The sequence below is a fragment of the Nocardia huaxiensis genome, assembly GCF_013744875.1.
Taxonomy (GTDB): domain Bacteria; phylum Actinomycetota; class Actinomycetes; order Mycobacteriales; family Mycobacteriaceae; genus Nocardia; species Nocardia huaxiensis.
Map to the genome: position 1 here is coordinate 3,644,051 of NZ_CP059399.1, position 25,300 is coordinate 3,669,350.

Consider the following 25,300-nt stretch of genomic DNA (forward strand, 5'->3'; position numbering starts at 1 on the left):
AGTCGATTTCGACTCGGGGCCTTCCCCTTTTCCGAGGTTTCGAGGATCAGGGCGGTGGTCAGGCGACCGTGACCGGGAGGGAAATGCCGAGCGGGCGCAGGATGCGCTGGAATTTGGCGGTGGTCTCGGCCAATTCGGCGGCGGGATCGGATTCGGCGACGATGCCGCCGCCCGCGTGCGCGAGCAGGCTGCGGCCGTCGGCGGCGAGTTCGGCGCAGCGGATGCTGACCATCCATTCACCGTTGCCGTCGGCATCGCACCAGCCGACCGCGCCCGCGTAGAAGCCGCGGTCATCTTCGAGTTCGGCGATGAGCCGGGCGGCCTCGGCGGTGGGCGTCCCGCAGATCGCGGGTGTCGGATGCAGTGCCGCCGCCAGTTCCAGCGCCGACGGCCCGTCGGCGCGCACGGTGGCGGTGATCGGCGTCCCGAGATGCCACATTTCCGGGGTGCTGGTGAGTTCCGGTGCGGGCGTGTGTACTTCGGCGCAGCGATCACGCAGCACAGTGCTCACCTGATCGACCACATACCGATGCTCGTGCTGATCCTTCGACGACCCGAGCAGTGTCCGCGCGACCTCGCGATCGGTGGTGTCGTCGATATCGCGGCGGGCGGAGCCCGCGAGCGGATGGCTCAGTACGTCGATGCCATTGCGCCGCACCAGAATCTCCGGGCTCGACCCGATGAGGTGCCGCCCGGCATACCGTCCGCCTGCGGCGGAGAGATCGACGAGGAAGCCGTTGCCCATCGGGTCGGTGGTCACCAGGCGATCCAGGATCTGCATCGGGCGTACCGTGTCGGACGCCTGTGCCCGAATCGATCTCGCCAGCACGACCTTCCGGACCGGATGTGCCGGATCACGGAGCAGGCGAACGGCCTCGGCCACCCGGCGCATATGAGCCTCGGGTTCCGGGCGGGCCTCCCGGAATTCGAAGATCGGCTGGGCCGGACCGGGTGGTTGATAGCCGTGTTCGTCCACCGATATCGACCGCGGCGCCCACAGCGCTGCGGGAGCGTCCGCCACGAACGGCAGCGCCCCGACAATGTGGCCGACCTCGCCTCGGCGCAGCGCTGCCGCGGCCTGCTGTGTGGAGCGGAATACCCGTCCGGTGCCGTGCGCGATCACAGTGCGGTCGGGCCGGGCGAGGAGAAAGGCTGGATCGGGGTTCATCGTCTCGGGACCACTCGATTGCCCAGCAGGGCTGCCCATGCCGTGATGGTCGGTTCCGAGATCAGGTCGCCATAGGCGATGTCGTGACCCTCGTGCTGCCAGGTGGTGGCGAGCGACATGATCGCGAGCGAGTCGATCCCCTGGTCGACCAGGCTGGTCCGGCTGTCGAACTCCTCCGGTGCCCGCTGCACGACCGCGGCCACTGTCGCCCGGATTTCGTGCTCAAAGGGTGTCATCGAATGTCCTTTCGCTGAGAGTCGAGGCCCAGGCGGCTTTGACGAGATCACGGACCGGGGCCGCGCTGAGCAATGTGCGCAGTGGCAGGTCCAGCCCGGTGCGGCTGCGGAGTTCGGCGGCCAGGCGCAGGCGGGTGATCGAGTCGGGAGTGAAGTCGAGTAGTTCCGACTCCAGGTCGGGTTCCCGGCCGGTGGTTTCGTGGTAGACGTCCGCCACCACCGCGAGTATCTGTCCGGCACGGTCGTTTTCGAGGTGCTCGTCGCGGAGGTCGGTGAGAGGCCCCGGTGCACCGAGGAATTCGACCGCCAATCGGTGATACACGGCGGTGATCTCGTCCATGCGGGTTTCGTCGATGACGTCTCCGTCCGCGTTGAACAGCACCGTGAGCTGTTCGGTGAACGGATCGGTGACGAAGGTGACCAGCAGGGAGTAGTCGGTGTGCTCGAAGACCTTCGTCTCGATGATGACGCGATTGCCGTCCGCTCCCAATCGGTCGGCGAGGGTGCGGAAGTGGACGAAGTTGACGGCGGTCTGATCGGGCCGGATTCCCTTGGCGGAGGCCAGGATCGAGGCGTAAGAGTAGCGCGGGTACCGCATGGCGGTGTGCAGTGCGTCGGTCACCGATCCGTACAGCTCCGCCTCGGTGGGCGGCACGGTGATCCTGATCGGCTGGACGTTCAGGAACAGGCCGATCATGCGTTCCGCGTCGGGATGTTCGAGCCGGCCGTGGTTGAAGACCCCGGTCGTGACGTCGTCGGTGCCGGAGAGCATCGCCTGTGCACGAAAATGCATGGCCAGACAGATGTTGCGCACCGGCAGGCCGTGCTGTCGTGCGAGTTCGGCCAGGCGCTGGGAAGCCTGCGCGCCGAGGTCCAGCTCGGCTTCGGTCCAGCGCGGGCCGGTGCGCAGTGGGGGCAGTGTGGTGAGGGCGGGAGTCGGCGGTTGATCGGCGAGCACGCGACGCCAGTGGTCGTGGGCTTCGCGATCCTGCTGGGCGGTCTCCAGGGCCGCCACATAGTCCCGGTACGCGGGGGGTGTGGGAGAGGCGGCTACCGGCGGCAGTCCGAGTACCGCGCGGCGGTAGTCGTCGACGAGCCGGGCGATGAGCTGTGTGAAGCTCCAGCCGTCCAGAATCGAATGGTGGAATCCGATGGACAGTGTGAATTCTGCTGCGGCGAGGTCATGTACGGCGAAACGCAGCATCGCCGGGATCTCCCAGCGGAACGGGGTGTGCTTCTCGCCCTCTGTCCACAGCCGCACCGCGCGGCGTTGTCCGGCATCGTCGAGATGCCGGAGGTCGTATACCGCGAGGACCGGTTCGGCGCGCTGGTGAACCAGCTGTAGCGGTCTGGAATATCCCGCGAGCGCGAACGAGGTGCGCAGGACGTCGTGGTCGGCGACCATGCGCGCCAGCAGCCCGGACAGGATCGTTCGGTCCAGCGGCAGGGCCAGCCGGTAGGTGAACACGTCGTGGAAAGCCGCGCGGTTCGGATCGAGGTCGGTGTGGTAGATCATGCCGAGCTGGAGCTGCGTGGCGGGGTAGGCGTCGACGATGGTGGCGGATAGCCGATGCCTATCCGAGTCATCCAGCAGTGCAAAGGGTTTCGTTGTCTCCCACGCGGCGGAAGCGGCTTTGTGGGTGATCGCGCCGGCGTCCATGAGCCCGCGGATGGTCTGCCGCCGCATCAGCTCGTGGACCTCGGCCGCCCATCCGGCCTGCCGCATCGCGCCCGCCAGCCGGATGGCCACGATGGAGTCGATGCCGAGATCGTAGAGGCGGTCGTCGATACCGACGGCATCCCGTTCGAGCACCGTGGCCCAGATGTGGGCGAGACGCTGCTCGATCTCGTTCCGCGGGGGTGTGTGATGATCCGCAGTCGGTCCGCGCATGGTGCTGACCGCCTGTGCGGCAAGGGTTCTGCGGTCCAGCTTCCCGCTGGGCGTGAGTGGCATCCTGCCTAGCCACAGATAGTGGCTGGGCACCATATGCGCGGGCAGCCACTCGGAGAGTCTGTCCCGCACGGTGATCGGATCGGGGTGGTCGTCGGTGCGGGCGCACCCGACCAGTGTTTGCGCACCATTCGCCGTTGTCACAACGACAACGGCGACCTCCTCGCAGCGGGTGACCTCGCGCAGCGCGGTTTCGATCTCGCCGAGTTCGATGCGCAGGCCGCGCAATTTGATCTGATCGTCGATCCGCCCGAGGAATTCCACCGCGCCGTCGGGGCGGATGCGGGCGCGATCGCCGGTGCGGTAGAGGCGTTCGCCGGGGCGGAAGGGATCGTCGACGAAACGTTCCGCAGTGAGGTCCGGACGACGGAGATAGCCGCGCGCCAGGCCCGTTCCGCCCAGGTAGAGTTCGCCTGCGACGCCCGTCGGCAGCGGGCGCCGGTTCGGGTCGAGGACGAGCGTCCGGGTATTCCAGATGGGGTGGCCGATCGGAACCGGGTTTTCGGTTCGGTCGGGGCGGCATTCCCACCACGTGACGTCGATCGACGCCTCCGTCGGCCCGTACAGGTTGTGCAGTCCCGCGTCGAGAGTCCGATGGAAGGCCGCGCACAGTTCCGCGCTCAGCTCCTCGCCGCTACAGATGACGGTGGTGAGGGACGTGCAGTCCCGTGCGGTGGGTTCCTCGAGGAACGCACGCAGCATGGACGGGACGAAGTGAATCGTGGTGACGGAGTGGCGCTGGATCTCGCGGGCGAGGTAGTCGGGCTCGCGGTGTCCGCCGGGGCGCGCCAGCACCAGGGCGGCGCCGGTGAACAAGGGCCAGAAGAACTCCCACACCGAGACGTCGAAGCTCGACGGCGTTTTCTGGAGCACCCGATCGGTGGTGGTCAGGCCAAATGCCGACTGCATCCACAGCAGGCGGTTCACAATGCCCGCGTGCTCGATGACGACGCCCTTCGGCTTCCCGGTTGATCCGGAGGTGTAGAGGACGTAGGCGGAGTGGCCGGGTTCGATTCCGGTACAGGGGTTCTCGTTACCGCGGGACGCGAGGTCGGTGGCGACGGCCGGGTCGTCGAGTGCCAGGGTGGGTATGTGGCCCGTGGCCAGGGAGGTGGTCGTCTCCGTCAGGACGACCACTGGCCGGGCATCCTCGATCATGTAGCCCAGCCGCTCGGCCGGATAGTCCGGATCCAGAGGAAGGAAGGCCGCACCGGCTTTGAGTATCGCGAGCAGGGCTATGACCAGGCGCGGGGAGCGGTGCATGCCGACGGCGACGATCGCGTCGGCGGTCGCGCCCAGGTCGATCAGCCTGTGTGCCAGGCGATTCGCCTCGGCGTTCAGCTGCGAGTAGGTCAACTGGGAATCGTCCCAGATCAAAGCGGTATCGCTCGGCGAGGTGCGTACCCGATCCTGGATCAGATCCACCAGGGTCCGATTGGGTACCGGGTGTGCGCTCTGATTCCATTCCTGTTGCAGTGCGGCCCATTCGGTGGCGTTGAGCAGATCCAGCCCGCCGACGGTGTCGCTGCCGTCGGCCGCGCGCACGAACGTGTGGAGGAAGTCGTGGAAGCGCCGGGCATGCGAGGTGAGCTCGGCCGCGGTGTACAGCGCGGGATTCGCGTCGATATCGATCCGGGCGGCGCGACCGGGCTCCCGGTCGTAGACGAGCAGCGACAGGTCGTCGACCGGTCCGGCGGCAAGGTTGTGCATCCGGCACGATCCGCCCGGGAAGGCCGGCGGACGGAAGAAGGGCAGGAAGTTCACCTGCGCGCCGTGCAGTCGGGTTCGCTCTCCGAGATCGAGTGCGCGGCACAGCTCCTCGGCTCCGACGGTGCGGTGCCGCGCGGCCTCGCGCAGTTGATCCGCGGTGCCGCGGATCAACTCAGGCACGGTGTCCGCCGAGTGGACCCGCAGCCGCACCGGAACGACACGGACCGACATGCCGGGAACCCGATGCGCGACCGTCCCCAGTCCGGCGGCCAGCGGAATGCCCAGCACGAGATCATCGGCGCCGGTCATACGATGCGTGTAGGCGGCCCAGGCCGCAGTGAGCACCTCGGGCCAGGTGACCGAACACGCATGGGCGCAGGCGATCACGGCATCGAGACCGGTCAACTCGAGGGTCGTACGCAGGAATTCTGGTGCGGTCGTGGCAATTCGGCCCGAGAGCCCGGCATAGTCCGGTACGTCGGTGAACTCGCTGCGCCAGTAGGCCAGGTCGGCGGTACGGCGGGCCGTCGTGCGCTCGCTGAATTCTTCGTCCAGCAGTAGTGAAATGGGTTCTGCGGCAGTGAGGTCCGCTGCCGAGCCGCCCGCCAGGAGCGTGCTGTAGGCGGAGACCACGCGGCGCATCACGGCTGCCATTCCCGCGCCGTCGAGCATCAGGTGGTGGGCCCGCTGGTAATACCGATAGTGGTGGTCACCAACCCGAATCATGGCCTGGTGGAACAGCGGACCGTCGTCCAGCCGGACCGGCTGTCGCAGATCGGTCCTCATGAACTCCAGCGCCGCGACGTCGGGATCGACGGCCTCGGACACGTCGATGAACGGTACGTCGACCTGGCCGGGGTCTCCCGGGTGCAGTTCCTGGAATGGCCTGCCGTCACGTTCGAAGGGACGCGACCAGAGCGCCTGGGTGTCGGCCACCACGTGCCGGATGGCGCGGCGGAACAGGTCCACCTCGACCTCAGCCGAAATATCCAGGTATTGACCGGTATTGAAGATCGGATTGTCCGGCGCCAGCCGCTGGGCGTTCCAGATGCCGAGCTGTGGCGCGGTCAGCGGCCACACCTGTCGCGTGCTCGTCATCACGCGCCCCGCTCGGCCAGAACTTCCGCGCAGGTCGTGACGACGGCACATTTCCGGGCGGCGATATCGAGTGCGATGCGATGGTGTTCCGCGGAGAAGTCGGCGACCGCGTCGGCGACGAGGAAGGTCTGGATGTCGTTGCTGAACGCGTCGACGGCGGTGGTCAGCACGCCGATATGGGCGTACACCCCACAGACGATCAGCTGGTCACGACCGGCGTGGCGCATGCGTTCCAGCAGATCGGATCGGACGAAGGCGCTGTACCGCCATTTCGTGAACACCCAGTCCCCGTCGGCCGGGCGCAGATCCGCGATGACTTCGCGATCGGCGCCATCGCCGCGCATGCCGGGTCCCCAGAAGGCTTGCAGCAGACCGCGATCCGCTGCCGACATGGCGCCGGGCTGTTGGGTGTAGGCAATGCGGATACCCAATTCGTCGCAGCGTTTGCGGAGCTCCGCGATATTGGTGACAAGGCGCTCACGCAGACCTTCCGGTAGAGACCGCAGGAAGTACTGCTGCATATCGTGAATGAGCAGGACCGCTCGATCCGGGGCCACGGTCCAGTCCGCGACATTCGGCGGCAGTTCGTGGTTGGTCGGTAGCGGATAGTCGATGATTTCGGGCAGTGCGGACACGGCCATCCTTTCGTGCGGTGTCGAGAAGGGGTCAGACGCCGAGGGTGGCGCCGCCGTCGACGGTCAAGCGGTGCATGGTGATATGCGCGGCGCGGTCGGAGAGCAGGAACAGCGCGGCGTCGGCGATGTCCTCGGGCGCGGCCAGTTTCCGCAGCGGGATGCCGACCCGATAGGCGCCGGGTACGCCGTCGATGGTGCCGATGCGACCGGTCTCGTCGGCCCACATGGAGGTGAGCATCGGGGTGTCGGTGGAGCCCGGGGCCACCAGATTGCACCGGATTCCGTATTCGGCGACCTCGAGGCCGAGACACTTGGTGAACATTTCCGCGGCGGCCTTGGAGGCGGCGTACGCGGACATCTGGACGCGTGGGGTGGCGGCGGCATTGGAGACGATCGTGACCAGTGCGCCGCTTCCGCGCGGCGCCATGCGATTCACCACGGCCCGGGAGGTGTTGAACACGCCGGTGGCATTCACCGCGAAGGTCGTGGACCAGTCGGTGTCGGTGAGCTGCCGCGCAGCGCCGAGGCGCAGCACACCCGCGGCATTGACGAGGAAATCGATGGGGCCCAGCCGATTCTCGGTGGCTTCTACCATGTTCTCGACGGCGTCGGCGTCGGCGACGTCGCATGCGAAGGGCAGGACCTCCGGTGCGCCGGGCGCCGAATCCGGTTCCGCCGAGTGCAGATCCACGGCCGCGACCCGCACGCCCCGCGCGCCGAGCGATCGGACGACGGCGCCTCCTATGCCTCCCGCCGCGCCGGTAACGACGGCGACCTTGCCGCGCATCACAGCCCTCCGGTCCGGAGCTCGCGCGCTGCCTGATCGGCCAGTGCGCGTTTGTCGACCTTGCCGACGGGAGTGCGCGGCAGCCGATCCGCCACCAGCAGGATGTCCGGGTGCTTGTACGCGGCGACGCCGGATGTGCGGAGGTGGGACAGCACGTCCCGCAGGCTCGGGGCCGCGCCGTCCGCCACGACGACCGCGCAAATCCGTTCGCCGAGACGGTCGTCGGCGATGGGGACCACCGCGACATCGCGAATCAGCCCGTGCGAGAGCAGATGTCGCTCGAGCTCGGGTGCCGAGATCTTCTCGCCGCCCCGATTGATCTGGTCCTTGATCCGGCCCATCACCACGAGGTGCCCGCTGTCGGTCACCCGGACCAGATCGCCGGTGCGGTAGAAGCCGTCGGTGGTGAACGCGGAGCGATTGTGCTCGGGCGCGCGATAGTATCCGCGAATCGTGTACGGCCCCCGGACATGGAGTTCTCCGACCGAGCCCGCGGGAACCGGGACACCGTCGGCATCCAGCACCCGGATCTCGTCGGCGGGTGACATGGGCCGGCCCTGGGTGGTGTGGCGTACCTCCTCGGTATCGCTGGAACGGGTGTAGCAGATCAGGCCCTCGGCCATCCCGAAGACCTGCTGGATCGGACAGCGGAGCCGGCGCGAAATGCGGAGTGCTGCTTCAGGATCCAGGCGGGCCCCGCCGATCTGCAGCATTGCCAGCGAGGACAGGTCGGCGGATGTCGTCGTCGCGTGTGCGGCCCACAGCTCGGCCACGGCGGGCACGGCCGAGGTCACTGTGACGCCTTCCCGTTCGATCAGCGCGAAGACGGTGGCCGGGCTGGGGTCGGGTGCGAGGACCACCGTCCCGCCCGTGCTCAGCGCACCGAGCACGCCCGGACTCGCGAGCGGGAAGTTGTGCACCATCGGCAGTGCCGCCAGATACACACTGCCCGAATCGAATTCACACACCTGCGCACTGCCCCGGAAGGTGCAGGAGTAGTCGTCGTGGGTGCGGGGAATGAGTTTCGGCACCCCGGTGGTACCGCCCGACAGCAGGAACAGGGCGATCGTGCCGGGGTCGACCACGGGCAGGTCCGCCGGCTCCGCGTCCACGGCATCGAAGGAGTGGAACTCCGCTGGATCTCCGACCACGATCACCGTTCGCAGACTCGGCACTTCGACACCGACCTGCCGGGCCAGGGGACGGTAGTCGAAGCCCTGGTGCCGATCCACGATGAAGTACGCGCGGGCCTCCGTGTGCCGGGCGAAGTAGGTGATCTCGGCCTGCCGGTGACTCGCCATCGCGAAGACCGGGCGGACACCGATCCGGAACAGGGCCAGCATGAGCACGACGAGTTCGCTGCGATTGGGCAGCTGTACGACGACATTGTCGCCGGGGCGCAGCCCGGTACGCAGCAGCCCGGCGGCCAGGCGCTCGGTCCGGGAAGCCAACTCGCCGTAGGTGATCCGGCGTTGCGGATCGACAACCGCGACCGCCGCGGGATCCCCCGCCGCGATGACCCGGTACAGCGGCTCCCCGAGCCAGTAGCCGCTGTCTCGATAGGCCGCCGCCGTCTCGGCGGGCCAGGGGACCCACTCGGCGGCCCGCTCATCCGACCGGACATCCTTCGAATCGAGATCACTCGTCATACCCGTACCCCGTGCCCTCGCTGTGTGTAGTGGTCGTGCCCGCGCCGGATCAGGCGCGCCGGAAACGGCCTATCCAGGCCGGAATGTCGAACGGTTCCGGGGTGAAGGGGAAAGCTGTTCGAATGGTGGAGGTTTCGAGAGCCTCCAGCTCCCACCCAGCGGCGAAACCGCCGCGCAGCAGCTCAGCGCTCATCTTCGGCATGGTGGTCCAGTCGAAGCCGTTCCCGCCGTTCTGCGCTCGCATATCGCGGAGAATTCCGGCGAGGTCGTTGTCGAACAGCTCGCGCACGCGGTCGCTGATCGCGTGCACGATCACCACCGCACCCGGACGGCACACCCGGTGCAGGGCGGCCGCGTAGCGGACGAGTTCCGGGTGGCCGAAGCGGTGCGCGAGCCCGGAATCGACGACGGTGTCGAAGCTGTCGTCGTATCCGTCGAGCACCAGTGCGTCCGCAACGGCGAAGGTGGCCTGGAGATTTCGCTCGGCGGTTTTGCGGCGCGCGATCTCGATCGCGGTGGTCGACCGGTCCACACCGGTGACGGCGTAGCCGCGGCCCACCAGGTAGAGCGCATTGTCGCCGGTGCCGCAGCCGGCGTCGAGGACATCGCCGCGGATGTGGCCGGCGGCTTCCTCGGCGACGAACGCGGGCTGGGGGTCGCCGATCTCCCACGGCGGATTGCCGCCGAACGGTCCCTCGCCGCGGTAGACGGCCTCGTAGTCGAGTGTGCGGTCCCGTGCATCCTCGCGTGCCGTGGTCATGATGAAAGCTCCTGTCGTGCGGTTGTTGTCAGTGCTGGAGGACGGTTTCGGCTGCCGGTGACACCGGCAGGCGATAGCCCGCGCGGGTGGCCCGCTGATTTATCAGCCAGGCTTTGGCAATGGCCACGAGGATGTCGGCGATCGTCGCGACGGCGAGAGCGGGCGCCTTGCGCTGTGCGCCGACCGCCAATCGGAGATCGTCCTTCTCGAGCTCGCCGATGAGGCGGTAGTTCCGCCGGATATTGAAATCGAGGAAGGCCCGCGAGGTCGGGTGGACGGTCTGCGCCCAGTCCCGCCCGGCGTCGAGATGCCGGCGTGCGCGCTCGATCTGGAAGCGCATGAGATCCCGCAGCGCACGGCTCGGTGTGCCGGTGGTGATCTCGTGGGTGAGACGGGCCCGATCCAGCCCGAACTGCTCGAGATCCTAGAGCGGCAGATAGAGGTGCCCGGTTTCCAGGTCCTCGGGGACGTCCCAGATGAAGTCCATGAGCTTGAAAGCCGTAACCGCTTGGCGGCACAGTGCTTCCGACTCCGGTGACGAGGTCTCGTACAGCGTGTTCATCCACAGCGACGGCAGCAGCGTGATGTTCTCTACGTAGTCGAGCAGATCCTCGTATGTGCGGTATTCGGTGGTGTGGATGGCGCGGCGCTGGGCGTCGATGTAGTCGGAGACCCGCTCCAGTGGGAGATTCCAGGTACGCATCATGTGGACGAAGGCGCGCGCGGTGGCCTCGTCGTCCACCTCGCCGGTGGACAGGTTGGTGCGATCGCGGGCGGGCTCGTCATTGCGGTGGCGTTCGAACGCCCGCTGCCATTCCGCGAGTCGCAGGAGCCGGATCTCGGCACTCTGCGACGGCTCGTCGGCGAGGTCGTCGAGATATCCGATGAAGGTCCACAGCGCATCCATGTAGGGGCGCTTCGGCGTCGGGAACATGTAGCGAATCCGCTCCAAACCTCGACCGTGCCGGGCCAGGACGCGACCGGTGATCAGATAGTCGCGGCGCAGGCCGGGATCGGAGATTCCGGCGGCGTCGAGTTCTGCGTCGTTCATTACTGTTGTGCTCCTTCGGATTTCGAGACTTCCTCGGCGAGGCGCATGGCCTCCTCGATGAGGGTTTCGACGATGAGGTGTTCGGGCACGGTCTTGATGACCTCGCCCTTGACGAAGATCTGGCCGCGGCCGTTGCCCGAGGCGACACCGAGGTCGGCCTCGCGGGCTTCACCGGGACCGTTGACGACACAGCCCATGACGGCCACCCGCAGCGGGACCTCCATGCCTTCCAGGCCGGCGGTGACCTCGTTGGCCAGGGTGTACACATCGACCTGCGCGCGACCGCACGACGGACAGGACACGATCTCGAGCTTGCGGGGGCGCAGGTTCAGCGACTGCAGGATCTGACCGCCGACCTTCACCTCTTCGGCCGGAGGCGCCGACAGCGACACCCGAATGGTGTCGCCGATGCCCTGGGACAGCAGCGCACCGAACGCGGTCGCGGACTTGATGGTGCCCTGGAAGGCGGGACCGGCCTCGGTCACGCCCAGATGCAGCGGGTAGTCGCACTGGGCGGCGAGCTGACGGTAGGCCTCGACCATGACCACCGGGTCGTTGTGCTTGACCGAGATCTTGATGTCGCCGAAGCCGTGCTCCTCGAACAGCGAGGCTTCCCACAGCGCCGATTCCACCAGCGCCTCGGGGGTGGCCTTGCCGTACTTGGCCATCATGCGCTTGTCGAGCGAGCCCGCGTTGACGCCGATGCGGATCGGGATGCCCGCCGCGCCGGCCGCCTTGGCGACCTCCTTGACGCGGCCGTCGAATTCCTTGATATTGCCCGGGTTCACGCGCACCGCGGCACAGCCGGCGTCGATCGCGGCGAAAATGTATTTGGGCTGGAAGTGGATGTCGGCGATCACCGGGATGCCCGATTTCTTGGCGATGATCGGCAGCGCGTCCGCGTCCTCCTGGCGCGGGCACGCGACTCTGACGATGTCGCAGCCCGACGCGGTCAACTCCGCGATCTGCTGCAGGGTGGCGTTCACGTCATGGGTCTTGGTGGTGGTCATCGACTGGACCGACACGGGGAAATCACTGCCCACCCCGACATTGCCCACCATCAACTGGCGCGTCTTACGCCGCGGCGCGAGAGTTACTGTGCCGGTGGTACTTCCGGCGATGCCGGGCATGCCGGGCATGCCGAGCGCGATCGTGCCCGTCATCGGGTCACCTCCGCCAGCCAGGTGGTGACGCGGGTGGCGATCCCGGCACCCGTGAGTTCGAGTTCGCGCAAAATCTCATCGCGTGACCCATGTTCGAGAAACCGTTGCGGCACACCGGCAATACGGATCGAGGCGGAGACGCCGTCGTCCCGCAGCCGTGCCGTCACGGCCGAACCGAAGCCGCCGTGTACTCCCGAGTCCTCGACGGTGACCACGAGCCGGACCCCGGCCGCCAGTTCCGCGAGGGCCGGCGGCACGGGCAGCACCCAGCGCGGATCCACCACGAGCGCTTCGATTCCCCGCTCGTGCAGGGCCGCCGCGGCGATCAGCGCCTGCTCGGCGAGCGGGCCGACCGCGATCAGCAGCACTTCGGGATGCGCGGCAGCGCGCAGCACATCGACGCCACCGTCCCGTCGCGCCGCCGGAATGCCGGGTCCGGTTGCGCCCTTGGGGAATCGGAGCGCGGTCGGTCCGTCGGTGACGGCGAGCGCCTCGGCGAACTCCTCCCGCAGCGTCGCCGCATCCCGGGGCGCGGCCACCCGCATACCCGGCACCATGCCCAGCACGGACAGATCCCAGACGCCATTGTGGCTTGCCCCGTCCGGGCCGGTGACACCGGAGCGGTCCAGCACGAAGGTCACCGGCAGTCCCGGCAGCGCCACGTCCATCAGCACCTGATCGAAGGCACGATTGAGGAAGGTCGAGTAGACGGCCACGACCGGATGCAGTCCGCCCAGCGCCATTCCCGCAGCCGAGGCGACCGCGTGCTGTTCGGCGATGCCGACGTCGAACATGCGCTCCGGGAAGCGATCTCCGAACGTGGCCACTCCGGTCGGGCCCGGCATGGCGGCGGTGACGGCTACGAGATCGGGACGGCGCGCACCCCAGTTCACCAGTTCGGTGGCGAACACGTCTGTCCAGTCCGGGTATTCGGGCCGGGACGATTCGAGCGGAGCGCCGGTGATCGGATCGAGGGGCCCGCAGGCGTGCATCCGATCCCGCTCGTCGTTCTCGGCGGGCTCGTACCCCATCCCTTTGCGCGTCACCGCGTGCACGATGACCGGGCCGCCGGATTCCTTGGCGCGCACCAGCGCCGACTCCAGGGCCGGCAGGTCGTGTCCGTCGACCGGGCCGATATAGGCGATGCCCAGATCCGGGAACAAAGTATGCGGGCCGGGCGCGTCCGGCACGGAACGCAGTGTGGTCAGCCGGTTCGCGAGCCCCCCGACAGTCGGAGCGTAGGAGCGGCCGTTGTCGTTCAGCACAATGACGACCGGTTGGTTCGGGGACGCCGCTATGTTGTTCAGCGCCTCCCAGCACACGCCGCCGGTCAGCGCGCCGTCTCCGACGACCGCCACGACGTGCCGATCCGAACGCCCCGACAGGGCGAAGGCTTTCGCCAGTCCATCCGCACAGGACAGTCCGGTCGAGGCGTGGGACGACTCCACCCAGTCGTGTTCGCTCTCGGTGCGCGCCGGATAGCCGGACAGACCTCCGCGCCGGCGCAGTGTGTCGAATCCGTCCTGCCGCCCGGTCAGGATCTTGTGCACGTAGGCCTGGTGGCCAGTGTCGAAAATGATCGGGTCCGAAGGAGAGTCGAAGACCCGGTGCAGCGCCAGAGTCAGCTCGACGACCCCGAGGTTCGGGCCCAGGTGACCACCGGTCGAGGTGACCTTGCGGATCAGGAAGTGCCGGATCTCGCCGGCGAGACAGTGGAGTTCGGCGGCCGACAGCGTGCGCAGATCGGTCGGTCTCTGTATGCGGGTGAGCAGGTTGGATACCGCCGTTGCGGGTGACATGGTCGTCAGCAACGGCCCGACAGGGTCATCAGCCCGGTGGCCACAACCGCATGGCTCTGTGCCGGCACATAGCTGAGCAGCGGGCGCGGACCGAGCAGCTCCGGCGGACCGGGCCAGGAGCCGTCCGCGTGCTGTGTCGCCGCAAGGTATTCGACCGCTCGGTCCAGTGCCGCGCTGTCCTGCCAGCCGACGTGCACGAGACAGGCAAGGGCCGCGCCGGTCGCGGTGGCGCAGCTGTCCTCACCCGCTTCCTGGCCCCATCCGCCGTCCGAGTTCTGCGCCGCCGCCACACGCGCGGCCGCGTCCCGCACCGCGGGGTGGTCGTAACCGATCGCGGCGCCGATGGTGTCGATGGTGTAGGGCCGGTTCCGGTACACGCACAGGAATTCCTCACCCGCGCTGAACCGGTCCGAAAGCCATTGCCGCGCAACGGTGATCGACGGCGTCCCGGCTTCGGGAAGCTGTTTCAGGACGGCGACGATGTGCGCGACGCAGTCATCGGTCGGCACGTCCTTGGCGTAGTAGTAGGTGTTCCACAGACCGTCGGGCCGCTGGTGGTCCCGGTACAGGCCGACGGACCTCTCGATGACGGCCGGATCCGAGACGCCCACCAGTGCGTGCAGTGCCGCCGCGGTGCTGTCCAGATCCGGTTCGACCGTGGTGGCGTAGGGGAATCCGCCGTCCGGGTGCTGCATGGACTCCAGGAAGGCCACCGCGCGGTCCCGGCTGTGCTGCCGGAAGGTCTCGTGCTCGCGGAACGCCCAGATGGTGACGATGGTGTCCCACACATCGCAGACCAGCAGGCCGAATCCGCCATTGTCCAGCTGCTGTGCGACCAGATACGCCCGGGCCCGCCGCACCGCATCGCCGCCGGGATCCGCGATGCCCAGCGCCAGGACCGCCATCGCGGTGCTGATCGGCATGCCCGCGACCGAACCGTCCTCGGACTGAATGGATTCGATCGTCGCGGCCGCTTCGCGTGCCGCCTCCGCATCACCGAGATGAGTTTCGACGATCACCCGGGCAGCCGCTATCTCGACGATGCTCCACACCCGCAGCCGGTCCTTGCGCGCGGTCTCGTAGCGCTCCGACAGTTCGGACCGCAGCTGTGCCAGTGCGGCTTCGGCGCGGTCGCCCCACACGTGCTCCCACTGACCCGCGTGCAGCGTGAGCGCCTGCACCAGTGCGATCCGCCAGCGCAGCACCGGATTCCGCAGTGCGGGATGGTCCGGATCGAGTTCGACCGCCTTGCCCAGTGACAGGTCGCGAAGCGCGTTCTCGGTCATGATCGCGATCGGGTCGTGTTGCAGCGACGCGGAATTGAGTGCGAGCCAAGTGCGGGCGCGGGCTACCGCGTCGTCCGCGCCACCCGCGACGGACAGGGCGTAACAGGCGAATCCGGTCTCGAGAATGCGGGGTGCGGGCGGGGTGGTCCAGGAGCCAGCGGCGTCCTGGGTGTCGACGACGTGGCGCACCGCGCGTTCGAGGACGAGTTCGAGGGTGGACTGGGTGGTTTCCATATGTGGCTGCTTTCTGAAAGTCGTTGGCGGGCAGAAGATCAGCGGTCGCGGCGGAGAATCGCCAGCGTGAGATCACGCAGTGGACCGGCTCCCGACTCGAGCGGCCGTGCCCGGTCGAGCGCGGCCAGCGCACCGCGCGTACGGATTTCGGCTTCGGTGCTCGCCCACTCGCGCCCACCGGCGGCCTCGACCAGGTCCGCGGCCTCGAGGACGGTGGCGGCATCGAAGGGATCCGGTTGCCGGTACAGGTCGGCCAGCCGCTGACCGGCCGTCGTCCCCGACGTGAGCGCCGCGACCACCGGCAGCGACTTCTTCCGCGACGACAGGTCCGAACCCTGTGGTTTGCCGGTCTGGTCGGGCGGACTCCAGATGCCCATCAGATCGTCGACGAGCTGATAGGCCAGACCCAGCTGCCGGCCGAAGCGCCGGTAGTGCGCGGCAGTGGCGGCATCGGCGCCGGCCGCCAGCGCGCCGAGCTGGCAGGACGCCCCCAGTAGCGCACCGGTCTTGCCTTCGGCCATTCCGAGGCACTGCGCCAGTGAGACGTCCATGCGCTCCTCGAACGCGAGATCGGCGGATTGGCCGGCATAGAGCTCGAGCGTGGCCAGATTCAGTTCCCGGGTCATCGCGCCGGACAGCGGATCGTCGGCGAGCAGGTTGTTCGCAAGGGTCAGCAGGGCGTCCCCGACCAGAATGGCCTGGCTCGAACCGAATACCGTCCAGGCGGCGGGACGGCCGCGGCGCAGCTGATCCCGATCCATCACGTCGTCGTGGATCAGCGAGAAGTCGTGCACCAGTTCGACAGCCACCGCGGCATTGATGACGCTGGGGTCCTCCCAGGCGAGCGCGCCGGCGACCGCCTGGGCGCAGGTGATCGCCAGCGCGGGGCGCAGGGCCTTGCCCGCGTCGCCGGTCGGGCGGCCTTCGGCATCCCACCAGCCCAGGTGGTAGCCGGCCATGTGGCGCAGATGCGGGGCGAGATCGTCGACCACCGCGCGTTGTACCGGAGTGATCGCCCTGCGTGCGGCGGCGACGGCATCCGCCACGGCCTGGACATCCGGTGTCGATTCGCCCGCTTCTACAAGCGGTGCAATATTCGAGGTCATCGCTTCCCCCTTTCTCGTACGGCCTCCGACAGACAGGTGAGCGAGAGCATCCGACCGCGGCCGTTGCGGTGATTGATCACCTGAGCTTTTGTCACGGCCACCAGTGCGGCGCCGATCGTGTTGAGTGCCAGTCGTTTTCGTTCCATCCCGGGGTCGGCGAAGAATTCACATTCCGCGCGTTCCAGGTGCTCGAGCATGCGGTAGCGTCGCCGGACCTCCGTCTGGGCGAATGTCCGCGACGTCGCGTGCAGGGTGTCGGGCCAGGCGCTTCCGATATCCAGATGATTACGGGCGCAATCGATTTCGTAACGCATGAGACGGCGGACGGCTTTACTGGCGCGGCCGCTGCCGACCTCGTAGTGCAGACGTTCCCGATCGATTCCGAACTGCCGCAAACTCTCCTCGGGCAGGTGCAGCCGGCCCGCGTCCAGGTCCGCCCGGATATCCCACAGGAAGTCGATGAGCCGAAACGCCCGGGCGGCCTCCGAGCACAGATAGTCGGCCTCCGGGGAAATGGTTTCGAGCAGCGCGTTGAGCCACAGGGCAGGTGGCAGGGCGACCGCAGTCAGATAATCGTCGAGCTCGGCGCGCGTGCGGAATTCCTCGACCCACAGCGCGCGGCGCTGGCCCGCCAAGAAGGCGGGGACGGAATCCGCGGGCACTTTCCAGGTGTGCAGGAAATGCACGAATGCCTCGGCGAGCGCGGTATCGGCCCGCTGATCGGTTGTGGAACTGCTGGTTTCGGTGAGATCGGGGACGCCGTCCAGTGCGCACGAGAACGCGACCTGCCATTCGTCCAGGCGCAATGCGCGGACGGCGGGACTGTGCTCGAACCCGTCGGCGATATCGGTGAGGTGGGCGAGAACGCCCCAGCAGGCGTCCAGATGCGGGCGTTTGGCCGCGGGAAACAAATAGCGCGCGTGCTGTTCTCCGCGCCGCTGGCGGCGCAGGATCCGGCCGCTCGTTCGGAAAGCCGCGCGCAGATCCGGATCGTCGATGCCGGCCGCGTCGAGCTCATGATTCGACATCAGCTTCTTTGCCCTACGGTTCGTCGAAACGCCTGCGGCCCGCCCCCAGTGATGGCGTTCCCGGCACGAATTCCAATTCCACCGGGCCGGAGGCGATTCGAGTGTTCGCCCCGGCGGGAGAAGGCGGCTCGGCGCGCAACTCCCGGGGCAGTGAGAAGACCAGCGTCTCCTGCGCGGTCACCACCGGCTGCACATCGAGGTAGCCGAATTCGGCTAGCCGCTCGATCAACTCCCGTACCAGCACCGTTGGCGCCGACGCGCCCGCAGTGATGCCAATCGTCTCGGCGCTCGTCAGCCACTCGCGGTCCACCTCGCCGGCATTGTCGACCCGATGCGCCTGCCGGGCGCCCGCCTCGAGTGCAACCTCGACCAGCCGCAGCGAGTTGGAGGAATTCCGGGAACCGATGACGATCACCAGATCGCATTCGGCGGCCATGGCCTTCACTGCATTCTGGCGATTCTGGGAGGCATAGCAGATGTCGTCGCTGGGCGGATCCTGCAGTAGCGGAAAGCGTTCGCGGAGCCGCGCCACGGTCACCTTCGTCTCGTCGACACTCAGCGTGGTCTGCGACAGCCACACAACTTTCGATTCGTCACGCACGGTGACCGCGTCCACCGCGTCCGGGCCGTCGACCACCTGGACATGCGCGGGCGCCTCGCCGAATGTGCCCTCGACTTCCTCGTGACCCGCGTGCCCGATGAGCAGGATGTCGAAATCCTTGCGTGCGAAGGCGATCACCTCCTGGTGCACCTTCGTCACGAGCGGACAGGTCGCGTCGACGGTGCGTACACCGCGGTTAGTGGCGGCCTGGCGCACAGCCGGTGCGACACCGTGCGCGGAGAAGATCATCAGCGCGCCCGGCGGCACCTCGTCGACCTCGTCCACGAAGATCACCCCGCGTTCCCGCAGGCCTTCGATGACAAAGCGGTTGTGCACGATCTCCTTGCGCACGTACAGGGGTGCGCCGTGCAGGGCCAAGGCGCGCTCGACGGTCTCCACCGCCCGGTCGACGCCGGCGCAGTATCCGTGCGGTTGCGCCAGCAGAATTCGTTTCCCGCTCGCCGTGGTCATCGATCTGCCCCCTGGGAGGCGCAGCTGTGAAGCACTGAGGAATTCAACGATTCTCCTGATTTATTGCACGCGATTAATCGCCCGGATTCGATGTGATGTGGAATCGGAAGAACTGCCACTATTGCGTCCATTGCAGGTCGCGTGAAATCGATGAGTAGCAACTCCGAGAGGCTGCTGATCGCCAATTCGACTGGCTGCCTTGTGCTTCCAGGATATCCACGAATGCGCATCGCTCAAGTTGCTGGCAACATCTTGCCAACACCGGCGTCGGGGCCGCTGTCAGCTTGTTGCCAACGCACTGCTCGGATGTGCGGATCGACCAGTGCGCCATAGTATTTGGTACGCTCGTCGAGGTCTTGGGCAGTGCGATCAATGTCATGACAACCGCGCTGTACGAAGGTTGGTATTGCACGTGGAGGGGGTATGGCGTATGGTCGGCAATCTGGCGGCGGGATCGGTTGATTCGCTGTGTAATTCACCGAATGGATACGTTGACAGCGAGGTGTCGCGCTCTAATCCCGGTGCGGATCTCGAATCAGCGATGATGCTGGCGGAGAAGCTCCTGCGGCATGCGGCGGCAACCCGTGGCGGTACATCCGCAACCAATGATTCGACAACTTTGCTGTGCGATGAAAAGGAAGCTCGCGACTCCGTATTCGAAGCCCTGGAGTCGGCAGCCAGCGAAGTCATCTGCGTGACGCCGATCGACCGGATCGCCTTCGATCTGCTGTGGCCCGGCCAGGGATCCGCCCTGCCTGTGCTGCCGGACGGGCTCGACGTGCGCCTGGCCTACACGGCGCCGCGACGACTGGCCGACAGCCGAGCGATCGGCCTGCGGCCCCGATTACGCAGCCGCCGTGGGCCGGTCACCGTCGAGGTGGTGGAATCGCCTCCGGTACAAGCGCTCGTCGTCGATCAGCGGATACTATTCCTGCGCGGTAGTGACGCCACGAACTGGACACTGCGGACCACGGATACGCATCTGGCCCGCATGCTGCGCGCATTCCTGCTGCACCTTTTCACCCCCCTTCCCCCGCACGGCGACGACCGACTGCCCTGCTCACATCGCGACTGCGTCCAGGCGCGTGCCGTGCTCCAGGCAATGAGCGAGGGGCTCGGCGATACGCCCGCGGCCCGCAAACTCGGCATATCCGTGCGTACGTACCGCCGGCGCGTTGCCGATGTCCTGGCTCAGCTCGGTGCAGAAACCCGTTTCCAGGCGGGCCTTCTGGTCGCGGCCAATGGTCCGGTATGCCTCGCCGTAGTCGCAGGCTGATGTGGTCAGCCTGGAAGGACGGGAATCAGGTGTGGGTCCGAGCCGGTGTTACCGCGTGTTCCGGGGTGACCGGCTCCGTGGATGCGCGCATGGCATCCAGAGCGCCGGACAGGATGCCGCGCTGCCGGACGGCGATGTCCTGGTCGGTGCCGAGTAAACCCCGGCGGCGCAAGGGTTCCCGGATTCGGGCCGCCTGACGGAGGGCCAGGACGGCGGGATGATTGCGCGGTGGCGGAGTGTCGGGGTTGTTGTAGGCGTTCACGATGCGGCCGGTGCCGCCCCAGATCAGGGTGGACACGGCGGGGCGGAGGATCGGGGCCGTGTAGCGCCACAGTGGCTGGGGCAGAACGCGTTCGGCGCGGAGGCCGCCTCGCAGCAGGGCGCGGGTGAGGAGTTCGGTGTCGGCGTCGGGTGGGGCGAAGAGGGTGAGGGCGGCGCGGCTGAGATTCTCCGCGTCGGTGAAGGTGTGGGGGAGCAGGGGATCCGGGACGCCCATCAGGTGGCCGATCCAGTGCCAGAGGTGGCGAACGGATTCGGATTCGGGCTCGGTCAACGGCATTCCGAACAGGTCGTACATGGCCAGGGGGAGGAGCAGGAAGCCATCGATGGTCAGCGCCATGCCGGTGGTGTGGATGGGTTCGGCCCACAGGTCGGCGCGCCAGCGGCCGGAGGTGCGCAGATGGCGGCGAACCATGGCGTGCACGAAGCGGATTCGGATGGTGGCGTCGAAGCCGGGGCCGCCGGGGGTGACGGCGCCCGGGGCGGTGGCGGACAGCACCCAGCGGGCGGTTTCCTCGTAGCGGCGGGCGGCCATTTTCTCCGAGCGGGAGTTCAGAGCCTGAGGTTTGTTCAGGTCGCCGAAGTTGTAGGCGGTGAGCAGGCTGCCGCCCAGGCCGATGATGACGGCGGGCGCGAAACGCCACCAGACGCGGGCGCCGTGGGCCGCGAGTACCGGGTCGAACCAGGGAGGTGGAGACAGCAGCGGAGTCAGGAGTTCGCGCAGGGAATCCGGGGCGCCGGGTGGGGCAGGGTTGCGGGTGCGGAGGGCTTCGGCCAGCAGCTGCCAGCCCGCGCCGCGACCGAGATTCGCGAAATCTGTTACCACGCTGTCGATTACGGTGTCGGTGCGGGACATGCCCGCGAGTGCCCGGTCGACCGCGTCGTCGGGTGCCAGTCGACGTGCGCTCATTCCTGCTGGCCCGCGACCTGGTCGGGGCATCCCGGGTAGCCGGGCTGTTCATCTCACCGACGGTGCTACGCCTGGTCGCCGACCTGCGGCAGCCCATCCACGTCGACCTGCGCGATACCGTCACCCCGACCGAGATCGCCTTCGGCGCGTCCATGCTCAACTTCTTCGACATCCCCATCGAGATCGAATCCGGCGCGCACCGAACAGCTTTCACGATTCCCCGGGTGCTGCTGGACCAGCCGACCCCCGCCCCCGATCGCCACGTCGCGGCGATCTGCATCGCACAGTGCGAGGCCCTGCTCGACCAGCGCCACCGCTTCACCGGCACCGCCGCCCAGGTCCGCCACATCCTGCTGCGCGACCCCACCGCCATGCCGCCGCTCGGCGCCGTCGCACGCGAACTCGGCCTCTCCGAGCGAACTCTGCACCGCCGCCTGTCCGAAGACCACACCACCTTCCGAGACCTCCGCCAAAGCATCCGCGCCACCCTCTCCGACGAACTCCTCACCCAGGGCCTCACCGTCGAAATGGTCGCCCGCCGCCTCGGCTACGCCGACACCGCCGCCTTCAGCCACGCCTACCACCGCTGGCGCGGCCACCCACCCAGCCGCCGCCCCGGCAATCGCACCTAGACGCCGCCGGTCACGCGTGCACGGGTTTCGTCCAGAGCAGCGAATAGCGCCAGAGGACGTGACGGCGGACGCGGGAACCCGGGAGGAGGTTCGTGGCCAGATCCCGGAATTCCGGAAAGGTTTCCGGTGGTGGCCACGCCACCGGGGACGCGTGCTCCCACTGGGAGTGCACCAGGCGCTGCCAGATGGTGGCCGCCCATGCCGCCGCCACGTACGGGAGGTCGCGGGGGAAGGCATCGCGGGTGAGGCCGACCACGGCCAGGGTGCCTCCGGGGCGGAGCAGATCACGCATGTGGGTGAGGGCGGCAGTGGTGTCCATGTGATGCAGCGCGGCGACCGAGACTATGCCGTCGAAGGATTCGGGCGGGAAGGGATAGGTGAGGAAGTCGGCGTTCAGGTAGGTGATGCCGCCGTCGGGGGATTGCGCGCGCGCCCGCTCGAGGCTCGGCTCGTGCAGGTCTATCCCGGTGACCTCCGAGCCCTGCGCGCGCAGGCGGCGCGCCAGCATCCCTTCGCCGCAACCGATGTCGAGCACCTGCCCGGCGTCGGCCACCGCCTCCGCCAGCAGTCCGTGATAGTGGATGTTGTGGTTCCAGCGTTCCGCGTCAGGGACCTCCATCACCTGATTCTGCCTGCGCGCAAGGGCTTTCGTCGTGGATGGGCTGCTGCCCGAAAGTAGGGGCGGTGTGCGGCCGGGCCCCGCTACCGTGAACCGGGAGGGGGAGCCATGAGCATCATGTGGGCGCAGTGGGTGGTCGCCGTGGTTGTTGTCGCGGTGCGAATTCTGCTGGCGCCGGGGTGGATCACGATCATCGCGGTGTGGTTGGTCGTGCCGTTCCCCGTACTGCTCAGCCCGCTCGTGATCGCCGGGTATCTGGCTCCGCCCGGGATGGTGCCGTGGCTGGTGGCGGCGGATGTGCTGGTGATCCTCAGCGCTCTGACGGTGGTGGACGGTGACGACAATGACGCGATCATTCCGCTGGCGCGGCTCGTGGGCCGTGAACACGGGCCCGAGTCGTTGGTCGGGCCGGTGGGGACGTTCGGATTGCTGTGTCTGCTCGGGTATCTCGTCCTCGGCGGCGGGATGGTGATCGTGCTTGCTACTCGTTGAGCGGCGGGTCCTGGGATTTCTCGGCGGCTGCTGCGGCTTCCGCGTGGGTGAGCCAGGCGAGCCAGGGGCCGGCGCCGAGGCGGGGTTCGGCGTAGCCGTGGGTGGTGCGGACTATGCGGGTGCCGGGTTGTTCCAGCCAGCGGGCGAGCAGGCCCGCTTCTTCCGGGAGGGCGCCGCGCAGTGGGGGATACGGGCTGTCCGCGATCGGATCGTCGCCGGGCAGCGGATCGGGTGCCGGGTCGGTGGGAGCGGTCAGCCGCGCCGGGATGACCGTTTCGGCGGAGGCCACCAGGCGTTCGACGACCGGCATAGGGGAGATGCCGCGGCGGGCGGTGCCGGCGGAGGCGAGGCGGGCGTGGCGGATAACCGCGAACTCCCAGCCACCGGCGCCGTCGGGGTGGGCAGCTATCAGTTCGGGGATGGCGGCCAGCGCGGTGAGGCGCTGGGTGCGGCGGAGGGCTCGGAGCACCGGGACCATGCGGTCGCGCAGGCGGGCTGCGGCCTCGAAATGCTCTGCGGTGGAGAGGGATTCGAGTTTCGAACGCATCGCGTGGAGGAGGGTGTCGCTGCGGCCGGAGAAGAGGGCGCGGACCGCCTCGGGCGCGGCGGAGTATTCCTTTATATATAGCGCGCTGTTTTCGGCGCTCGCGGGGCAACCGCCGACCACGGCGGGCGGGCAATCGTGGCGGCCGGTGCGGGGGATGCGGGTGGTGCAGGTGCGCAGGCCCGCGTGCTCGGCGACGGTGGCGGCGATGTCGAGGGCGTCGGCGCGGGAGGTGAAGGGGCCGAGGGCATCCCGGGTCGGGGTGCGGGAGACGGCGAAGCGGGGGAAGGGCTCGTCGGTGAGGGTGAGCCACCAGGCGCGTTGCGGGAACTTGGAGCGGCGGTTGTAGGGCGGGGTGTGGGCCAGCAGCAGGCGGAGTTCGCGGACGCCGGCCTCGAGGGCGTGCGCGCACTCGACGTGATCGACGCGGGTGGCCAGCTGGACCATCTCGCGCATGCGCGGGCGGGTGTCGGAACCGGTGAAGTAGTTGCGCACCCGGCGGCGGAGATTCACCGCGGTCCCTATATAGAGGACTTCATCGGAAGGACCCCGGAAGAGGTAGACGCCCGGGGTGTCCGGAAGGTTCGCGGCGAGAGTGCGTTTGGCGCGCTGGCGGCGCGTCACCTCCGGCAGGTAATCGACCAGCTCGGTGAGGCTGTGCACGCCCTGATTGCCGACCCGCGCGATCAGGGCGTGCAGCACGTCCACGGTGGCGCGGGCATCGTCGAGGGCGCGGTGCGTGGGCCGGGTCTCGGAACCCAGGATCTGGGCGAGCATTTCGAGCTTCACCGTCGGCGCTTCGTCACGGCTGAGGACACGGCGGGCCAACTGCACCGTGCACACCACCTGGAAGGCCGGCCACGGCAGCGCGCAGCGGGCCGCGGCGGCGCGCAGGAAGCCGGTGTCGAAGCGGGCATTGTGGGCGACCAGCACCGCGCCGGCGGCGAACTCCAGGAAGCCGGGCAGCACGGACTCGATCGGCGGGGCGTCCATGACCATGGCGGTGGTGATGCCGGTGATGTGCACGATCTGCGGTGGAATCGCGCAACCGGGATTGACCAGGGTGGCGAACTCGCCGAGCACCTCGCCGCCGCGCACCTTCACCGCGCCGATCTCGGTGATGGCGTCGCCGTCGGGGCTGGTACCTGTGGTTTCCAGGTCCACGACCACGAACGTCGTGTCGTAGAGCGGGGTTTCGAGCTCGTCGAAGGCCAACTGTTCGGACACGGCCAGCAACTGTAGGCGCGGGGTCCGACAGGTCGGGCCGGAACGAATCGGCCCGTGACCGGGCGAATGCGCCGGAATACCACTGTGGAATATCGACCAGGGGATATGTCTGAATATCTCGTCGAGATTCTCGAGATGAAATCCCCGAATTGCGGAAATATGCTTCTTTGTGACCAGGGTCACAAAGATTCGAAAAGTGTATCAATTTTGGGAAAGGGGACGGTTGGTTCGCGTCCGCCTCCGGTGCGTGCTGTCCCGGGTCCGCGCGGTCGGGCGTGTCGCACTGGCGAGTCGGTCCGCCCCAGGTCGGGAGCCTCGACGCTGACCTGGTGTTATAGGGAATTCGTCCAGGTCGCGAGCGTCTCGAGCACCTGATCTTTACCCGCCGGTAGCCGTCTGGATGCTCCGGACAAAACGCCGCTCGTTATTGTTTCGTGATTGGTGTGACCTTTGTCGCACCGAAATGAGGGTGCGTAACACTTTTGGACTACCCGGGTCATCCCGCAGCTTTACAACCCACCGTTATGTCCTCGTAATCTTCCTGAGACCTCGCGGAGTCCGACCCACCAAACCGGTGCGGCGTCGCGG

Annotated in this window: 18 protein-coding genes and 2 pseudogenes; 3 read left to right on the forward strand and 17 right to left on the reverse strand. The window is 67.8% G+C overall.

The annotated features are described in order from the left end of the window. Positions 1–58: 58 nt before the first annotated feature. The 14 genes and pseudogenes from H0264_RS16210 to H0264_RS16280 form a co-directional block, all read right to left on the reverse strand. Positions 59–1,168 carry an isochorismate synthase gene (locus H0264_RS16210; RefSeq protein WP_244976204.1) on the reverse strand — a complete coding sequence of 370 codons (1,110 nt, stop codon included), beginning with the start codon at positions 1,166–1,168 and terminating at the stop codon, positions 59–61. Further along, on the reverse strand, positions 1,165–1,404 hold the full coding sequence (locus tag H0264_RS16215; protein WP_181584730.1) for a phosphopantetheine-binding protein: 240 nt from the start codon (positions 1,402–1,404) through the stop codon (positions 1,165–1,167). Before H0264_RS16215 ends, H0264_RS16210 begins: the two co-directional genes overlap by 4 nt. Then, positions 1,391–6,163 carry a non-ribosomal peptide synthetase gene (locus H0264_RS16220; protein ID WP_181584731.1) on the reverse strand — a complete coding sequence of 1,591 codons (4,773 nt, stop codon included), beginning with the start codon at positions 6,161–6,163 and terminating at the stop codon, positions 1,391–1,393. The genes H0264_RS16215 and H0264_RS16220 overlap by 14 nt, the downstream gene beginning before the upstream one ends. Continuing rightward, a complete protein-coding gene (locus tag H0264_RS16225) occupies positions 6,163–6,804 on the reverse strand; it encodes an isochorismatase family protein (RefSeq protein ID WP_276314000.1) in 642 nt (213 codons plus the stop codon). The genes H0264_RS16220 and H0264_RS16225 overlap by 1 nt, the downstream gene beginning before the upstream one ends. A gap of 25 nt (positions 6,805–6,829) precedes the next feature. Further along, positions 6,830–7,585 carry a 2,3-dihydro-2,3-dihydroxybenzoate dehydrogenase gene (locus H0264_RS16230; protein ID WP_181584733.1) on the reverse strand — a complete coding sequence of 252 codons (756 nt, stop codon included), beginning with the start codon at positions 7,583–7,585 and terminating at the stop codon, positions 6,830–6,832. Continuing rightward, on the reverse strand, positions 7,585–9,234 hold the full coding sequence (locus tag H0264_RS16235) for a (2,3-dihydroxybenzoyl)adenylate synthase (protein ID WP_181584734.1): 1,650 nt from the start codon (positions 9,232–9,234) through the stop codon (positions 7,585–7,587). The genes H0264_RS16230 and H0264_RS16235 overlap by 1 nt, the downstream gene beginning before the upstream one ends. Before the next feature lie 49 nt (positions 9,235–9,283). Then, a complete protein-coding gene (locus H0264_RS16240; RefSeq protein WP_181584735.1) occupies positions 9,284–9,994 on the reverse strand; it encodes a class I SAM-dependent methyltransferase in 711 nt (236 codons plus the stop codon). 28 nt (positions 9,995–10,022) lie between these two features. Next, positions 10,023–11,045: pseudogene (locus H0264_RS39215) on the reverse strand (squalene/phytoene synthase family protein). Further along, positions 11,045–12,208: a flavodoxin-dependent (E)-4-hydroxy-3-methylbut-2-enyl-diphosphate synthase gene (ispG, locus tag H0264_RS16255; protein WP_181584738.1), complete on the reverse strand. Its 1,164-nt coding sequence runs from the start codon at positions 12,206–12,208 to the stop codon at positions 11,045–11,047. Before ispG ends, H0264_RS39215 begins: the two are co-directional and overlap by 1 nt. Beyond that, positions 12,205–14,007, reverse strand: coding sequence for a 1-deoxy-D-xylulose-5-phosphate synthase (locus tag H0264_RS16260; RefSeq protein WP_181584739.1), 1,803 nt, complete (start codon positions 14,005–14,007; stop codon positions 12,205–12,207). Before H0264_RS16260 ends, ispG begins: the two co-directional genes overlap by 4 nt. A gap of 5 nt (positions 14,008–14,012) precedes the next feature. Then, positions 14,013–15,527 (reverse strand): prenyltransferase/squalene oxidase repeat-containing protein, encoded by a 1,515-nt coding sequence (locus tag H0264_RS16265; protein WP_181584740.1) that lies wholly within the window; start codon positions 15,525–15,527, stop codon positions 14,013–14,015. Positions 15,528–15,565: 38 nt separating this feature from the next. Further along, positions 15,566–16,633, reverse strand: coding sequence for a polyprenyl synthetase family protein (locus tag H0264_RS16270; RefSeq protein ID WP_181584741.1), 1,068 nt, complete (start codon positions 16,631–16,633; stop codon positions 15,566–15,568). Continuing rightward, positions 16,630–17,661 carry a phytoene/squalene synthase family protein gene (locus tag H0264_RS16275; RefSeq protein ID WP_181584742.1) on the reverse strand — a complete coding sequence of 344 codons (1,032 nt, stop codon included), beginning with the start codon at positions 17,659–17,661 and terminating at the stop codon, positions 16,630–16,632. Before H0264_RS16275 ends, H0264_RS16270 begins: the two co-directional genes overlap by 4 nt. 130 nt (positions 17,662–17,791) lie before the next feature. Then, a pseudogene (locus H0264_RS16280) lies at positions 17,792–18,733 on the reverse strand (4-hydroxy-3-methylbut-2-enyl diphosphate reductase); the annotation flags it as partial. Positions 18,734–19,163: 430 nt separating this feature from the next. On the opposite strand from H0264_RS16280, the gene H0264_RS16285 reads away from it, so the two are divergent. Further along, positions 19,164–20,009 (forward strand): helix-turn-helix transcriptional regulator, encoded by an 846-nt coding sequence (locus H0264_RS16285; RefSeq protein WP_181584744.1) that lies wholly within the window; start codon positions 19,164–19,166, stop codon positions 20,007–20,009. A 25-nt stretch (positions 20,010–20,034) separates the two neighbouring features. Here the strand turns inward: H0264_RS16285 and H0264_RS16290 are convergent, their stop codons facing one another. After that, complete coding sequence (locus H0264_RS16290; RefSeq protein WP_181584745.1) at positions 20,035–21,198, reverse strand: oxygenase MpaB family protein; 1,164 nt, start codon at positions 21,196–21,198, stop codon at positions 20,035–20,037. Between H0264_RS16290 and H0264_RS16295 the strand changes: the two genes are divergently transcribed. Then, on the forward strand, positions 21,189–21,830 hold the full coding sequence (locus H0264_RS16295) for a helix-turn-helix transcriptional regulator (protein ID WP_181584746.1): 642 nt from the start codon (positions 21,189–21,191) through the stop codon (positions 21,828–21,830). The genes H0264_RS16290 and H0264_RS16295 overlap by 10 nt on opposite strands. Positions 21,831–21,840: 10 nt before the next feature. Here the strand turns inward: H0264_RS16295 and H0264_RS16300 are convergent, their stop codons facing one another. Next, on the reverse strand, positions 21,841–22,449 hold the full coding sequence (locus H0264_RS16300; protein ID WP_181584747.1) for a class I SAM-dependent methyltransferase: 609 nt from the start codon (positions 22,447–22,449) through the stop codon (positions 21,841–21,843). A 108-nt stretch (positions 22,450–22,557) separates the two neighbouring features. On the opposite strand from H0264_RS16300, the gene H0264_RS16305 reads away from it, so the two are divergent. After that, positions 22,558–22,941: a hypothetical protein gene (locus H0264_RS16305; protein ID WP_181584748.1), complete on the forward strand. Its 384-nt coding sequence runs from the start codon at positions 22,558–22,560 to the stop codon at positions 22,939–22,941. Here the strand turns inward: H0264_RS16305 and H0264_RS16310 are convergent. Next, positions 22,931–24,712 (reverse strand): DEDD exonuclease domain-containing protein, encoded by a 1,782-nt coding sequence (locus tag H0264_RS16310; RefSeq protein ID WP_244976205.1) that lies wholly within the window; start codon positions 24,710–24,712, stop codon positions 22,931–22,933. The genes H0264_RS16305 and H0264_RS16310 overlap by 11 nt on opposite strands. Positions 24,713–25,300: the final 588 nt, after the last annotated feature.

What these genes read in the sequence shown, in the direction of transcription:
- H0264_RS16210 (WP_244976204.1), bottom strand. Translation starts at nt 1,168, where the DNA reads ATGAACCCCGATCCAGCCTTTCTCCTCGCCCGGCCCGACCGCACTGTG.
- H0264_RS16215 (WP_181584730.1), bottom strand. Translation starts at nt 1,404, where the DNA reads ATGACACCCTTTGAGCACGAAATCCGGGCGACAGTGGCCGCGGTCGTG.
- H0264_RS16220 (WP_181584731.1), bottom strand. Translation starts at nt 6,163, where the DNA reads ATGACGAGCACGCGACAGGTGTGGCCGCTGACCGCGCCACAGCTCGGC.
- H0264_RS16225 (WP_276314000.1), bottom strand. Translation starts at nt 6,804, where the DNA reads ATGGCCGTGTCCGCACTGCCCGAAATCATCGACTATCCGCTACCGACC.
- H0264_RS16230 (WP_181584733.1), bottom strand. Translation starts at nt 7,585, where the DNA reads ATGCGCGGCAAGGTCGCCGTCGTTACCGGCGCGGCGGGAGGCATAGGA.
- H0264_RS16235 (WP_181584734.1), bottom strand. Translation starts at nt 9,234, where the DNA reads ATGACGAGTGATCTCGATTCGAAGGATGTCCGGTCGGATGAGCGGGCC.
- H0264_RS16240 (WP_181584735.1), bottom strand. Translation starts at nt 9,994, where the DNA reads ATGACCACGGCACGCGAGGATGCACGGGACCGCACACTCGACTACGAG.
- ispG (WP_181584738.1), bottom strand. Translation starts at nt 12,208, where the DNA reads ATGACGGGCACGATCGCGCTCGGCATGCCCGGCATGCCCGGCATCGCC.
- H0264_RS16260 (WP_181584739.1), bottom strand. Translation starts at nt 14,007, where the DNA reads ATGTCACCCGCAACGGCGGTATCCAACCTGCTCACCCGCATACAGAGA.
- H0264_RS16265 (WP_181584740.1), bottom strand. Translation starts at nt 15,527, where the DNA reads ATGGAAACCACCCAGTCCACCCTCGAACTCGTCCTCGAACGCGCGGTG.
- H0264_RS16270 (WP_181584741.1), bottom strand. Translation starts at nt 16,633, where the DNA reads ATGACCTCGAATATTGCACCGCTTGTAGAAGCGGGCGAATCGACACCG.
- H0264_RS16275 (WP_181584742.1), bottom strand. Translation starts at nt 17,661, where the DNA reads ATGTCGAATCATGAGCTCGACGCGGCCGGCATCGACGATCCGGATCTG.
- H0264_RS16285 (WP_181584744.1), top strand. Translation starts at nt 19,164, where the DNA reads ATGGTCGGCAATCTGGCGGCGGGATCGGTTGATTCGCTGTGTAATTCA.
- H0264_RS16290 (WP_181584745.1), bottom strand. Translation starts at nt 21,198, where the DNA reads ATGAGCGCACGTCGACTGGCACCCGACGACGCGGTCGACCGGGCACTC.
- H0264_RS16300 (WP_181584747.1), bottom strand. Translation starts at nt 22,449, where the DNA reads ATGGAGGTCCCTGACGCGGAACGCTGGAACCACAACATCCACTATCAC.
- H0264_RS16305 (WP_181584748.1), top strand. Translation starts at nt 22,558, where the DNA reads ATGAGCATCATGTGGGCGCAGTGGGTGGTCGCCGTGGTTGTTGTCGCG.